A 12,804-nucleotide genomic window follows, 5' to 3' on the forward strand; every position below is an offset into this window, starting at 1 on the left:
GCACGAAGCGTCGACGCCGCTGCGCGCCGCTGCGCTGCAGGGACGGCTCGGGCGGTGGACCGAGGCTTTGACACGTGTCGTGGTGACGACCTGCCAATCGATGGGATGGAAGGCTGCCGCGAAGGGGCATCGGTCGGACTTGCTCCCAGCGCCGCGTCAGGAGTACTTGGTGCTCGATGTGGTCGCTTTCGAGCCTGCCGGCGACCGCCGCTGGCGTTTCCCGGTCGCCGCACTGGAGCTGGAGAATAGCCGCAGCGACGATCGCGTCGCCTACTCGCTCTGGAAGGTGTTGTGCGTGCGCGCTGCGCTGCGCGTGGTCTTCTGTTATCGCCGCGACGCCACCGAGGGCGTTGCTCTCGTCCGCCATCTCACCGACCATGTTGTACGACCAATGGGCATCGTGGAACGCTCGAATCTCGGTGGCGAGACGCTACTTGTCGTCGGATCGCGCGACGAGGCAGCGACGTTTCCATACGGCTTCTTCAAGGAATGGCGACTGGACCCGAACACCGGCCGATTCGCCCGCGGGTGAGCAGGTTAAAACCGCCGCACGCTGTAGCCGCAGGACTTTAGCCTGCGGCCTCTCTGCGCCATAATGCGCCACGATGCACTCCGCCCGCCCGGCCCCGGTAAGAAAAAAGCCGCATCGCCTTCCCAAAGAGGCGTGCGTCGGCCGAGTGCATGTTGCGTTCACGGCGTGCGTTGCTGACCGTCGCATGCTCTTCGACGAGCCCGACGTGGTCTCGATCTTTCTTGCCACGCTGCGCGAGGCGTTGGGAAGGTGGTGCTGCTCGGCGCCGGTCTGCTGCTTCATGCCTGACCACCTGCATCTGATCGTTCAAGGAGACACGGACCGACCCGACACACGGGGCGCGATGGCTGCGTTCAAGCAGAAGAGCGGCTTCTGGTTACGCCGCCACCGCCCGGGCCGTGCTTGGCAGAAGGATTTCTGGGATCACATCATCCGTTGCAGCGAGGACCTTGGGGCGCAAGTCCGCTACGTTGCCGAGAATCCTGTGCGCCAAGGATTGGCTCGTGACTGGAGGGAATATCCTTACACCGGAGCGATCGGCCACGACCTTCGGGAGATTCTCGCGGATGCGGCGTTCTTGGCGGGAAGATGATTCGGCGAAGCGACAGGTCGCCGCTGCGCGGCACGGCTGCTGAAGGGAGATCGGAATGGCGCTGAAGCCCTGGTTCAATGTGGTTCCTCCGCGTGAAGATCTGCGGGACGGCAGACCGCTCGACGCGTCGGAGTTCGCCGTGCACCTCGACCATGTGCGCGACGGTCGTGCGCCGGCCGACTACCAAGAGCCGCGACGATTCTTTGATCGAAATTTCTTCGCCAAGAATCTGACCGAGTTGGCGGTCAGCGTCGTACGTCGGCTCTGCGGGATCAAAGTGGAGACCTCCGCGGTCTACAACCTGACGACGCAGTTTGGCGGCGGCAAGACGCACGCCCTGACGCTGCTCTATCACCTGGCAAAGGGTGGCCCTGCGGCAGCGGAATGGAAGGGTGTGGCGAACATCCTCAAGACAGCCGAGGTCGATGCCGTACCGGCATCGACCGTAGCGGTGTTCGTGGGAACCGAGTTCGACTCGATCACTGGCCGCGGCGGCAAGGATGGCACGCCGCTTCGGCGGACGCCGTGGGGGGAGATCGCGTTCCAACTCGCGGGCAAGGCGGGCTTCGAGGTGGTTGCGGAGCACGAAGAGCGCCGCACCGCGCCCGGTGGCGATGTCATCCGCGCATTCCTTCCGAAGGATCGGCCGGCGGTGATCCTGATGGACGAGCTGCTCAACTACATGGGCCGAAACCGCAAGTCGGGTCTCACTGGTGAGCTGTATCGCTTCGTCCAGAACCTGTCAGAAGAGGCGCGGGCGCAGGACCGGGTGGTGCTCGTGGTTTCACTTCCTTCGCTGGTTGACGAGATGACGCCGGAAGACGAAGCGGACTTCGATCGCTTCGAAAAGCTCCTCGACCGGCTCGGCAAGGCGATGATCATGTCGGCCGAAGCCGAGACCTCGGAGATCATTCGGCGGCGGCTGTTCGAGTGGAGTGGCTTGCCGGCCGATGGACAAAAGACCGCCGCGGCGTATGCGGACTGGATCGTCGAGCATCGCACGCAAGTCCCCAGCTGGTTTCCGGTCGACAGCGCGAAGAAGCAATTCGCGGACACGTATCCGTTCCATCCAGCGTTGCTTTCCGTGTTCGAACGCAAGTGGCAAGCATTGCCGCGCTTCCAGCAGACGCGCGGCATTCTGCGATTGCTCGCCCTCTGGGTGTCGCACGCGTACCAAGACGGCTTTACGCGAAACCGCAAAGATCCACTCATCGGCACCGGCACGGCGCCGCTCGACGACCCGATGTTCCGGTCGGCCATCTTCGAGCAGCTCGGCGGTGCCAAGCTGGAGGGCGCGGTCACGACCGACATCGCTGGCAAGCCGGACGCCAACGCCATCCGCCTCGATAAGGAAGCTGTCGACACGATCCGCAAAGCACGGCTGCATCAGAAAGTCGCAACTACCATCTTCTTCGAATCCAACGGCGGGCAAGCGAAGGCGGAGGCAACCTTGCCCGAGATTCGCCTCGCCGTCGCCGAGCCCGACCTCGACATCGGCAACGTGGAGACCGCCGTCGAGGCGCTCGCCAGTACCTGCTACTTCCTGTCCGCCGAGAAGAACCGCTACCGGTTCAGCCTGTCGCCGAATCTGAACAAGCTGTTGGCCGATCGGCGGGCAAGCGTCCAGCCGAAGCGCATCGACGAGCGCGTCCGCGCCGATGTCCAGAAGGTCTTTGACGCCGCCAAGGGAGACAAGCCTATCTACTTCCCGGAGAAGAGCGGCCTGATCCCCGACTACGCCGGTCTGACGCTGGTGGTGCTTGCACCAGAGCAGTGCATCGCGGACAAAGCGACGCTCGAGTTCGTCGAGGTAGCAACGCGAGAGCACGGCGCATCGGGACGCACGTTCAAGAGCGCGTTGATCTGGGTGATTGCGGAAGGCCCCGACGCACTCCGCGATGAAGCTCGCAAGGTGCTGGCGTGGGAAGACATCGAGGATGAGCAGGACGAGCTTCGCCTTGATGACGGCCAGAAGCGCCAGCTTGCGGAAAACGTCAAGAAGGCCGAGCGCGATCTCAGGGAAACGGTCTGGCGAACCTACAAGAACGTGAGGCTGCTGACGAAGGGCAACCAGTGGAAGCCCGTGGACCTCGGGCTCGTGCATTCCAGCGCGGCCGAGTCGCTGGTTGCCCTGATCCTGAGCCGTCTGGAGAAGGAGGACGAGCTGGTCAAGGGCGTGAGCCCGAACCTGTTGACGAAGAGCTGGCCCGGCGGCCGTACCGAGTGGAGCACCAAATCGGTGCGCGACGCGTTCTTTGCGTCGCCCGAGCTGCCGCGCCTGCTGAACCCCGACTCGATCAAGGATACGATCGCGCGCGGCGTCGAGAGCGGCCTGATCGGCTACGTCGGAAAGACCGAACGCGGAGCCTACGAGCCCTTCTGCTTCGCGACGAGCTTGGTAGCCGCCAACGTCGAGATCCGCGACGACATGTTCATCATCAAGGCCGACGAAGCGAGGAAGCACATCGAGCCGCCGCACCTGGCGACCGTACTGATCTCTCCTCAAGGTGTGCGGATCGAACCGGGCAAGAAGCAAGCGTTTGTAGCCAGCGGGCGTGATCAGCATGGCCGCAACTTTGCGCCCGGCGAGGTGCAATGGCACGCGACGGGCGGAACGATCGACGCCGAGGGCGTGTTCCTCGCCGGCAAAGATGAAGGTAGCTTTGTCGTCACCGCAAAAGCGGGACAGATCAGCGGCTCCGCAACGTTCAGCATCTCCAGCGGGAAGGAGCCACTACCTTCTCCGCCACTGCCCGAAACCAAGGGGTTATCATGGTCAGGTGACGTTCCGCCACAAAAGTGGATGAACTTCTACACCAAGGTGCTCTCCCGGTTCGCCACCGGGAAGGACCACAAGCTGACGTTACGGGTTGAGTTCACTGCGGGCGGCAGCGTGTCCGAGCAGCAAGTCGAGGAAACCAAGGTGGCTTTGCGCGAGCTTGGGTTGGATGACGATGTGAGATCCCACTGAGCGTGGGTTGCTGGTCTCCAGCAGCAGGCCGCGCCGCCTGCTGCCGATTGCACCGGCCGGGGGCCGACCTCGATGAACTGGCCACCTGGCCTGACGGTGACTTCCTGGAAAAGAAAAGTGGAGCCGAAGGGAGTCGAACCCTCGACCTCTAGAGTGCGATTCCGTCTTGGTCTGGCAAGCCCCGACGGCAGCGATGAACCCGGCCGTTGAGCCGCAAGTGATCGCCGACGCCTATGCCACGGACGAAGCGGCAGCCGCGGCCGAGTACGGCGCCGAGTTTCGCCGCGACATCGAGTCGTTTGTGAGTAGAGAGGCGGTTGCTGGGTGCGTGGTGCCCGACCGGCGGGAACTGCCGCCAGTTTCAAGCTCATCCTACGTCGGGTTTGTGGACCCCAGCGGCGGAAGCCAAGATGCCATGACCTTGGCGATTGCGCACCGGGACAACAACGGCAAGGTGATCCTCGACGCCGTCCGCGAACGCCGGCCGCCCTTCAGCCCGGCCGACGTGGTCAGTGAGTTTGCCAGCTTGCTGAAGACGTATCGCGTCAGTACGGTCACCGGCGACCGGTACGCCGGCGAGTGGCCGCGGGAGAAATTCCGCGAGCACGGCATTGAGTATCGCGTGTCGGAGAAGGTGCGCAGCGACCTGTACCGCGACCTGCTCCCGCTGCTGAATTCGGGGCAAGTGGAGCTGCTCGACCATCCGCGCCTAATCGGACAACTGTGCAGCCTCGAACGGCGCACCGCACGCGGGGGGAAGGACAGCATCGACCATGCCCCCGGCGCGCACGATGACATCGCCAATGCGGCAGCCGGCGCAGTCATTCTACCGGCTCATGCGGCTCCGGTGTTGCGATTCCAGAGGCTGTTGATTTGAAGCCACGGGAAGAAGAATACTGGACATCGCCGCGGCTAGGCAACGCGAGCCGAAAAGCCGGTTTCCGCACCGGCCCGCCGCGGCGTCACCAACTGCGGGCACCTTGCGGAGGGTGCGATGCGATCCCAGAAGCCGGCGCGGCCGGCGCGAAAGAAGCGACCACGGCAACGGCCGGCGCCAGCGATTGCCCGAGGGCGCGCGAAGGCAAAGCGCCCTGAGTCGACAACGAAGCCGATTAGGTGCCGGGCGTGCGGCAGGTTGCGCGTTCCGCGCACGGGGCGCGAAACCTGCGAGGAGTGCAAGGCAATTCGGGAAGGGCTGCGGCGACCGCACAAGGTACCGGGCGAACTGTGCGAGGAGCACAAGTGGCGCGCCGATGACGATTGGTTTCTCCACGACTGCCCGGACGGGCAGCACTACTTCTGCTCGGCCGAGTGCCTCGACAAGCTCGCCCGTGATTGGCCGGTGACGCCTTACAAGCCGGAGCCGGAGGCTGCGCCTTACACTGATGTTCCGATCAAGGCGCCGCTGCACCATGGCTGGCGAGACGTAAGCCAGCACATCGAGGTGAAGCAAACCGCCACGGGGAAACTCTTTGCGCTCATGGATATTGGCGCATTCATGCGGCCTGGCAGTTTGCCTGATGATGCACTTGAGGCCGCGGATGCATCCGCGATGGCCGCGCTCGATCGCGCGGCGAAATCCAAAGGCGGCTATTTGGGAAACAAGCGGAAGCGCTCGAAGTACGGCAGCCGGAACGCGCAACTCCTTGTCACCTTCAACAAGCTGGTGCGCGAGGGGCTCGCCGCGAACAAGAGCGAGAAGGCTGCAAGGGCCGACGCTCACAAGGCGCTCGCTGCACAGGAGAACGTGCAGCCTCAGCGGATGCGAGACATCATCCGAGACGCGCGCAAGAGGGCGAACCCAAGAAGCAGCGCATCACGCTAGCGTGGCGCGCCATTAGCGTGACAGCGCGCATGCGTGCGCTATCGTCGCACGCATGCGCGACCTACGACGAACGCAGCACCACCAGACCGCGAGGCTGACGCTGCGGCTCCCCGACCGGCTGGCCGCCCGCCTGGTCGCTGCGGCGCAAGCTGAGGACCGCACCATCAGCGAGTACGTGCGTGAGCTGCTGCGCCGTGAGCTGCTTTCGCCGCCGGCGGGCCGATGACGCGGCTCGACGATGTTGAGCGGTTAGCGCGCGAGCGCGCGGGGCGTCGGTCATGACGCCGAACCTCGCCGCCTGCTGGAATGAGTACCGCGACCGGGCAACGGCCGCCCGTGCCTACGCGCTTCAGCGATTCCGCGAAGGGGCGGAGGAGCAGAGCATCGTCACCGAGCTGGTGTCTTCTCTGCCCATGTACGCTGCGGCGGGCGAGCAGATAGACGCGGCAGCGGAGGCACTGGCCAGCGTGAACGCGGCTCTTGGCGATCTGGAACGCGAGAAGCTGAGCCCGCCCGCACCCCCCACGGATGTAAGCGAGCTGGTCGCAGAATTGCGCCGATGGCGCCCCGAGGACCTGACGGCGTGCCCGGCAGCTTCGCCTTTGCGGGTGCTGACGCTGCGGGAACTGCTAACGCTTGAGCTACCCACGCGTGAGCACCTACTCGCTCCTTGGCTGTCACGGCAAGGGCTGGCCATGATCTACGCGCAGCGCGGCGTTGGCAAGACCTTCTTCGCCCTGAACGTGGCCTACGCGGTCGCGACAGGTTCGAGCTTCTTGCGCTTTCGTGCGCCCCAACCGCGGCGAGTATTGATCATCGACGGCGAGATGCCTGCCGTTGTTCTGCAGCAGCGGCTCGCTCGTATCGCCGCGTCTGCGTGCAACGAGCCGCCAAACGATGACTATTTGCGATTGCTCCCGGCCGATGTGCAGAGTGAAGCGCTACCGGATCTGGCAACCGGGGCAGGACAGAAACGCATCGAGCCTTACCTGGACGACGTTGAGCTGCTGATCCTGGACAACATCAGCACGCTGTGTCGTACCGGCGTGGAGAACGAAGCCGAGGGCTGGGCGGCGGTCCAAGCATGGGCGCTCGCGCTTCGCCGACGCGGAATCTCGGCGCTTTTCCTGCACCACGCGGGCAAGAACGGAGCGCAGCGGGGGACAAGCAAGCGCGAAGACGTGCTGGATACGGTCATCGTCCTGCGTCGACCTTCTGACTACGACCCGCGCCAAGGCGCGCGCTTCGAAGTTCATTTCGATAAGACACGCGGGCTCATCGGTGACGACGCGGCACCGTTCGAGGCCATGCTCGAAGTTGACGCCGGCGGCCGCGATGTCTGGACCGTGGCCAGCCTTGACGCGAAAGAAGTCGAGCGCGTGGCCACGATGCAGCACGCTGGCCTCTCGCAACGGGACATCGCGAAGGAGCTGAACATCAGCCTGGGCAAAGTGAACCGACTGAGCAAGCTCGGACGAGGTGAGGCAAGCAATGGCGCACGTGATTTCGTCAGTTGAGGGGAGCCGTTCACACGTTCATTCCCCTACGGGGATGAACGATGAACACTCGGAGCCTGCGAGCCTAAAGAGCTTGGCGGGACGGGTACTTGCGCGAGAACCGAGCGTTCATGAGGCGGGCATGCGCGCCGAACAAGCTGAACGGTCGGCCGGCCGCCTTGACCTCACGGACTGCTGCGCCTCTTTGGCCGCGCTTCATGCCGAGCTTGCTGCCGACCATGAACCGGGCGCGCTGCCCTGGGAGTTCCCGGACCTGAAGGAACGACACCAGGCCGCAGAAGATCGCCTTGACGTGTTGGCGAAGATTCCCGATGGACCGACCGAGGCGGAATGGCGCGCCGGAATCGCCGAGCTGCGCACCGTCTGGATCGAAGCGCGCGCCCGGCATCGCGCCTATCGAGAACGCGAAGTCGAACGGTCAAATGCCGACCCGATGCCCGGGCTACCTGCCGGCACCATGATGGCCGTTGGCTACAGCTTCGGCGATGGCACACCGGGCACATGGGAGCGGACCGATGACCGACACCTTCCCGACCTTCGCCGCGGCCGTCGCCAAGCGCCTCGAGGTGGGCGCTGTCACCTACGGCGACCGGAGCTTCCACCGGCCGCAGGGTGAGCTGCTGGGCGAAATCGAGGATGAGTGCCTTGACCTGGCCGGTTGGGGTTTTGTGCTGTGGTGCCGGGTACGGGCGCTGCGGGAGCGTGCGGGATGAAGGCGCGGCTACTGCCGGTGCTGGCTCTCCTTGCGCTCCTTGGCCGCGAAGTAGAACCCAAACGCAGCAACGATGGCCATCGCGACGGCGAACACCAGCAACGAGAAGTATTCCTGCATGACGGTTCCCTTCTACGCTCAAGATTACGCCCGTCGGTGCTACCCGGTCAACCGCCTTTGCGGCTCCGTTCAATCATGACGCCGACCGCCAGCAAACAAAGGCTTGTTCCCGCCGCCGCCACAACCCAACCGGGCGAAAGCGCGTCCCCTTCAATGAGCTTGTCCAAGATAGCGAACACGCCAACGAGCACGGCGGCTTCCCGCAGATACTCGCCGATCATTTCCGCAACGCTCTTTCGTTCGGCGGGCGGACTTGGCGTGAGAGGCAACGGCATGCACGGCCCGTGTAGACCACCGTCGGCAAGGGCGCAACCATGAACGCCAAGCGCAAGGGCACCAGGAACGAGCATCGCAGCCGCCGGCTGCTCGAAACGGCCGGGTACTGCGTGACCCGGGCCGCGGGCTCCCTGGGTGCCTGGGACCTTGTCGGCATCGGACCAACGGCAGCTTTCTGGCGCTCCGTGCCGCGCTGCCCGCTACGCTCAAAGACCCGGTGAGCTTTCTGTACTGGTCGGGTTGGCGGGTAGGGGAGATGCGGCGCCTCGAGTGGCGCGACGTAGATTTGCCGGGCGGCGTGGTTCGCTTGCGCCCCGAGCTTTCCAAGAACAAGGACGGCCGACTCTTGCCCCTGAGTGGCGAGTTGTTGGAGATCATGGAGCGGGCCGCCGAGCAGCGGCGCCTTGATTGCCCGAACGTCTTTCACGTCGGGGGTGAGCCGATCGGTGACTTTCGCAAGGCGTGGAAGACCGCCTGCAAGGCTGCGGGCCTGGGTTCGCTCATCGTCCATGACCTGCGACGCACGGCCGTCCGCAACATGGTCCGGGCCGGCATCCCCGAGCGGGTGTGTATGGCCCTGTCCGGGCACAAGACGCGCGCCATCTTCGACCGCTACAACATCGTGAGCGAGAGCGATCTGACGTCGGCGGCAGCCCGGTTGAACGAGCACCTCCAGCAGCAGACGCAGACACCCAAAACGGCTGCGTTGGTGAGGCCGGAAAATGGCCCCGCCGAGAGAACACGGACAGAACACGGACAATTTGCCGAGTCTGCGGAGCGGGCAGTTGCGTAAGTACTGGAAAAGAAAAGTGGAGCCGAAGGGAGTCGAACCCTCGACCTCTAGAGTGCGATTCTAGCGCTCTCCCAACTGAGCTACGGCCCCACAGAAGGCGGCGGGCGGTGTCGCCGAACAGTTACCGGATTTGTCCCCCGCCCGCAAGAGCGGTTGACCTTGGGCGCGCGACAGGCTTTGTTCGCCCCATGAGCACGCCAGACCTCAATGCCTTTCGCGCTGAACTACGCGCTTGGCTGGCCGCTAACGCGCCTAGCGACCTGCGGCCGCAGGAAGCCGCGCAGTTGCCTGATTCCGAGCGCGTACGCCGACTGCGCCAGTGGCAGGCCAAGCTTGCCGCCGCTCGCTGGGTCGGCATCTCGTGGCCGGTCGAATACGGCGGCCGCGGCGCCTCGATCCCCGAACAGATCGCCTATACCGAAGAGATGGCGCGCTCCGAGGCCCCACAGGTGATCGGTGCCCTCGGCATCGGCATCGCCGGCCCCTCGCTACTGGCCTTCGGTACCGAAGAACAAAAGCACCGCTTCGCCCGGCGCATCTTGTCGGGCGACGATCTCTGGTGCTTCGGATTCTCCGAGCCGGGTGCCGGCTCCGACCTCGCCTCGCTGCGCACCAGCGCGGTCCTCGATGGCGATCACTTCGTGGTCAACGGTCAGAAGGTGTGGACTACCCTGGCCCACCACGCCGATTGGTGCATGGTGTTGTGCCGCACCGACCCGAACTCGAAGCGGCGCAACGGCATCTCCTGCCTGCTGGTCGATATGAAGAGCCCGGGCATCACCGTCCGGCCGCTGCGGCAAATCGGCGGCCAAGCCGAGTTCAACGAAGTGTTCTTTGACAACGTGCGGGTGGCGCGCGCCAACCTGCTCGGTGAGCTGCACAACGGCTGGCAAATCGCCACCGCGGCGCTGCAAAACGAACGCGGCATTCTCTACGTCGTCGAGATGCAGATCTTGCTCGCCAAGGCGCGCGATGAGTTACTCAAGCTGGCGCACGAGCACGGCGCCACCCGCGATCCCATCACCCGCCAAGCGCTCGCCGACGCCTACCTCGGTGTCGAAACCTTCCGCCACACCTGCCAGCGCACGCTCGATAAGCTTCTGCGCTGGGGCATGCCGGGACCGGAAGCGTCGATCATCAAACTCCACTGGACCGAACTGACCCAGGCCATGCCGCGCATCGGGATGTCGATCCTGGGCCCCAAGGGCTTGCTCTACCGCACCCTGGAGCCGGGCAGCGGCGACCGCATCGACCCCGAGCAATGGGTGCAAATGGCCTATCTGATGGCCCCCGCAGCCAGCATCGCCTCGGGCACCTCGGAGATCATGAAGGGCATCATCGCGATGCAGGTCTTGGGCTTGCCGCGCCCGACCTGAGGCGCGCGGGCTGATTCGGCTCTGCTCGAGTTGGCGCAACCAGGAGCGCGAGGTAATGGGGGCTCCTCACACGCCCCCGGAACGTCGCCCTGGCTAGGTGCGCTGCCGGCGTTCTTCGGCTTCTTGTTCCGCCTTGCAGTCGATGCACAGCGTGGTAACCGGGCGCGCTTTCAGCCGTTCGACGCCGATGGCCTCGCCGCACGACTCGCACAACCCGTAAGTGCCGTCGGCAATTCGTTGCAACGCCTCGTCGATCTTGGCGATCAGCTTGCGCTCGCGGTCGCGAATGCGCAACAAGGCGTTGCGATCCGACTCCAGCGAGGCGCGATCAGTCGGGTCGGGGAAGTTCTCCTTGCCGTCGGTCATACCCCCCACCGTCCGCTCCGCTTCGTCGAGCAACTCCTGGCGGCGCGCGCCCAGCATCTTTTCGAATAACTTAAGTTGCCGCTGGTTCACAGCGTCCTCCTAAACCGGAAGCTACTCGCCTACCACCCACGCTCAACGCTGTAAAGCACGCCGCCGCTACGCGCTGGCGCGCTCTACGCTCGCCTCCGTCATGCCAGCGGCTTGTGCACGCGCCCAGCGGTCGGCTTGCAGCAACGCCGCCAGATCGGCCGATGGCACCACCGTGTGGCGGTCCATGACCGCGGTAAGGATTTGCGAAATGGCGAGGAAGCTCAGGCGGCCGCGCAAGAACCCGTCGACCGCCACCTCGTTGGCCGCGTTTAAGACCGCCGCCGCGGTGCCGCCGGCGCCGAGCGCCCGGTACGCCAAAGCCAGGCAGGGAAAGCGGTCAAGGTCGGGCGCCTCGAAAGTCAGTGCCCCCGCTCGCGCGAGATCGAGCCGCGGCAAGTGCGCGAGCGGCAAACGGTCGGGATAGGCGAGGACGTAGGAAATCGGAATCGCCATATCCGAGACGCCCAGCTGCGCGATCACCGACCCGTCGATGTACTCCACCATCGAGTGCACGATGCTTTGCGGGTGGATGACGACGTCGATCTGTTCGGCCGGCACATCAAACAGCCAGTGCGCCTCGATCACTTCGAGACCCTTGTTCATCAAGGTCGCCGAGTCGATGGTGACTTTGTTGCCCATCTTCCAGGTCGGGTGTTGGAGCGCTTGCTCGCGGGTGACCGCGTGCAGCTGCGCCCGCGAATGGGTGCGAAACGGCCCGCCCGAGGCGGTGAGCACCAGGCGGCGCACCTCGCTGGGCTGGTGGCCGCGCAGGGCCTGGAAGATCGCGTTGTGCTCACTATCCAACGGCAGCAAGCGGACGCCGGCGTCGCGCGCCGCCCGCGTCACCACCTCGCCCGCCACCACCAGCACTTCCTTGTTAGCCAGCGCGACGTCCTTGCCGGCGGCGATGCCGGCGAGCGTGGGCTCCAGGCCGAGCGCGCCCACCAGCGCCGAGACCAGCAGCTCAGCGCCATCGGCGGTGGCGACACGGTGCAAGCCCGCGGGGCCAACATGCAACGCACCGCTGAACTCAGGGACCGCGGCCCGCAGCGCCGCCGCCGCCTCGTCGTCAGCCACCGCCACCAGCCGGGGCTCGAAGCGGCGCACCTGCTGCGCCAGCCGCACCGCGTTCTTGCCCGCCGCCAGGGCCTCGACCCGAAAGCGTTCGGGAAAGCGCGCCACCAGATCGAGCGTGGTGACGCCGATCGAGCCCGTCGAGCCGAGAATGGCTAGCCGCTTCATGCCCAGGTTCCCTAACAAACTTGCCATAGCACGCAACTTGCGGGGCGGCCATCGCAGATAGTTGCGCCCACTGTTGCGCGGGTGCGCGACAAATCTGTGGGTAACGTGCAGCCGAGGCCCATGGCCGAAAGGGACGCAATTTGTCATCTTCCAGGCGCGGCGCCGCTTCTTCAGCTGCTTCTCCCGCACGATTGCGGTCTCTGCGCAGCCGTGCGCTTCGTAGTGGACCAGCTTGTCAACGCCGGACTTGGCCGAAAAACCCTCCACTACCTTGCTCTTATGCTGCCACACCCGCGTTGCCAGCTCTGAGGTCACCCCAATGTACAGCGTGCCGTTCCGTTTGCTGGCCAGGATGTAAACGCAGAACTGCTTGTCCATAGCGCCAAACGCCA

Annotated in this window: 14 protein-coding genes and 1 tRNA gene; 10 read left to right on the forward strand and 5 right to left on the reverse strand. The window is 65.0% G+C overall.

Annotated features, from left to right (window positions below; genetic code table 11):
* The first annotated feature begins 169 nt into the window (after positions 1–169).
* The 7 genes from HY699_11710 (at position 170) to HY699_11740 (ending at position 7,437) form a co-directional block, all read left to right on the forward strand.
* Entirely contained in the window at positions 170–532 is a 363-nt protein-coding gene (locus tag HY699_11710) for a hypothetical protein (GenBank protein ID MBI4516468.1), read from the forward strand.
* A gap of 184 nt (positions 533–716) precedes the next feature.
* On the forward strand, positions 717–1,124 hold the full coding sequence (locus tag HY699_11715) for a transposase (GenBank protein ID MBI4516469.1): 408 nt from the start codon (positions 717–719) through the stop codon (positions 1,122–1,124).
* A 55-nt stretch (positions 1,125–1,179) separates the two neighbouring features.
* A complete protein-coding gene (locus HY699_11720) occupies positions 1,180–4,095 on the forward strand; it encodes an ATP-binding protein (protein MBI4516470.1) in 2,916 nt (971 codons plus the stop codon).
* A gap of 193 nt (positions 4,096–4,288) precedes the next feature.
* Positions 4,289–4,972, forward strand: coding sequence for a hypothetical protein (locus tag HY699_11725; GenBank protein MBI4516471.1), 684 nt, complete (start codon positions 4,289–4,291; stop codon positions 4,970–4,972).
* A 258-nt stretch (positions 4,973–5,230) separates the two neighbouring features.
* Positions 5,231–5,920 (forward strand): hypothetical protein, encoded by a 690-nt coding sequence (locus HY699_11730; GenBank protein ID MBI4516472.1) that lies wholly within the window; start codon positions 5,231–5,233, stop codon positions 5,918–5,920.
* A 52-nt stretch (positions 5,921–5,972) separates the two neighbouring features.
* Positions 5,973–6,146, forward strand: coding sequence for a ribbon-helix-helix protein, CopG family (locus HY699_11735; GenBank protein MBI4516473.1), 174 nt, complete (start codon positions 5,973–5,975; stop codon positions 6,144–6,146).
* Positions 6,147–6,333: 187 nt separating this feature from the next.
* Entirely contained in the window at positions 6,334–7,437 is a 1,104-nt protein-coding gene (locus HY699_11740) for an AAA family ATPase (GenBank protein ID MBI4516474.1), read from the forward strand.
* A gap of 64 nt (positions 7,438–7,501) precedes the next feature.
* Here HY699_11740 and HY699_11745 read toward each other — a convergent pair whose 3' ends face one another.
* A complete protein-coding gene (locus HY699_11745; GenBank protein ID MBI4516475.1) occupies positions 7,502–7,825 on the reverse strand; it encodes a hypothetical protein in 324 nt (107 codons plus the stop codon).
* Positions 7,826–7,952: 127 nt separating this feature from the next.
* Here HY699_11745 and HY699_11750 point away from each other — a divergent pair, with 127 nt between their 5' ends.
* Complete coding sequence (locus tag HY699_11750; protein MBI4516476.1) at positions 7,953–8,150, forward strand: hypothetical protein; 198 nt, start codon at positions 7,953–7,955, stop codon at positions 8,148–8,150.
* Between the two features lie 166 nt (positions 8,151–8,316).
* Here HY699_11750 and HY699_11755 read toward each other — a convergent pair whose 3' ends face one another.
* The gene (locus HY699_11755) at positions 8,317–8,490 is read right to left on the reverse strand and encodes a hypothetical protein (GenBank protein ID MBI4516477.1); all 174 of its coding nucleotides are present in this window, start codon (positions 8,488–8,490) and stop codon (positions 8,317–8,319) included.
* 272 nt (positions 8,491–8,762) lie between these two features.
* Between HY699_11755 and HY699_11760 the strand changes: the two genes are divergently transcribed.
* Complete coding sequence (locus HY699_11760; protein ID MBI4516478.1) at positions 8,763–9,338, forward strand: site-specific integrase; 576 nt, start codon at positions 8,763–8,765, stop codon at positions 9,336–9,338.
* 17 nt (positions 9,339–9,355) lie between these two features.
* Here the strand turns inward: HY699_11760 and HY699_11765 are convergent.
* A tRNA-Ala gene (locus tag HY699_11765) sits at positions 9,356–9,428 on the reverse strand.
* A 98-nt stretch (positions 9,429–9,526) separates the two neighbouring features.
* Between HY699_11765 and HY699_11770 the strand changes: the two genes are divergently transcribed.
* Positions 9,527–10,714, forward strand: coding sequence for an acyl-CoA dehydrogenase family protein (locus HY699_11770; protein MBI4516479.1), 1,188 nt, complete (start codon positions 9,527–9,529; stop codon positions 10,712–10,714).
* Positions 10,715–10,807: 93 nt separating this feature from the next.
* Here HY699_11770 and dksA read toward each other — a convergent pair whose 3' ends face one another.
* Together dksA and HY699_11780 are read right to left on the reverse strand one after the other, a co-directional pair.
* The gene (gene dksA / locus HY699_11775; protein ID MBI4516480.1) at positions 10,808–11,170 is read right to left on the reverse strand and encodes an RNA polymerase-binding protein DksA; all 363 of its coding nucleotides are present in this window, start codon (positions 11,168–11,170) and stop codon (positions 10,808–10,810) included.
* A gap of 66 nt (positions 11,171–11,236) precedes the next feature.
* Positions 11,237–12,790, reverse strand: a complete 1,554-nt coding sequence (locus tag HY699_11780) for a 1-deoxy-D-xylulose-5-phosphate reductoisomerase (protein ID MBI4516481.1) — start codon at positions 12,788–12,790, stop codon at positions 11,237–11,239.
* Positions 12,791–12,804 lie beyond the last annotated feature (14 nt).

Source organism: Deltaproteobacteria bacterium, from assembly GCA_016210005.1.
Taxonomy (GTDB): domain Bacteria; phylum Desulfobacterota; class Binatia; order HRBIN30; family JACQVA1; genus JACQVA1.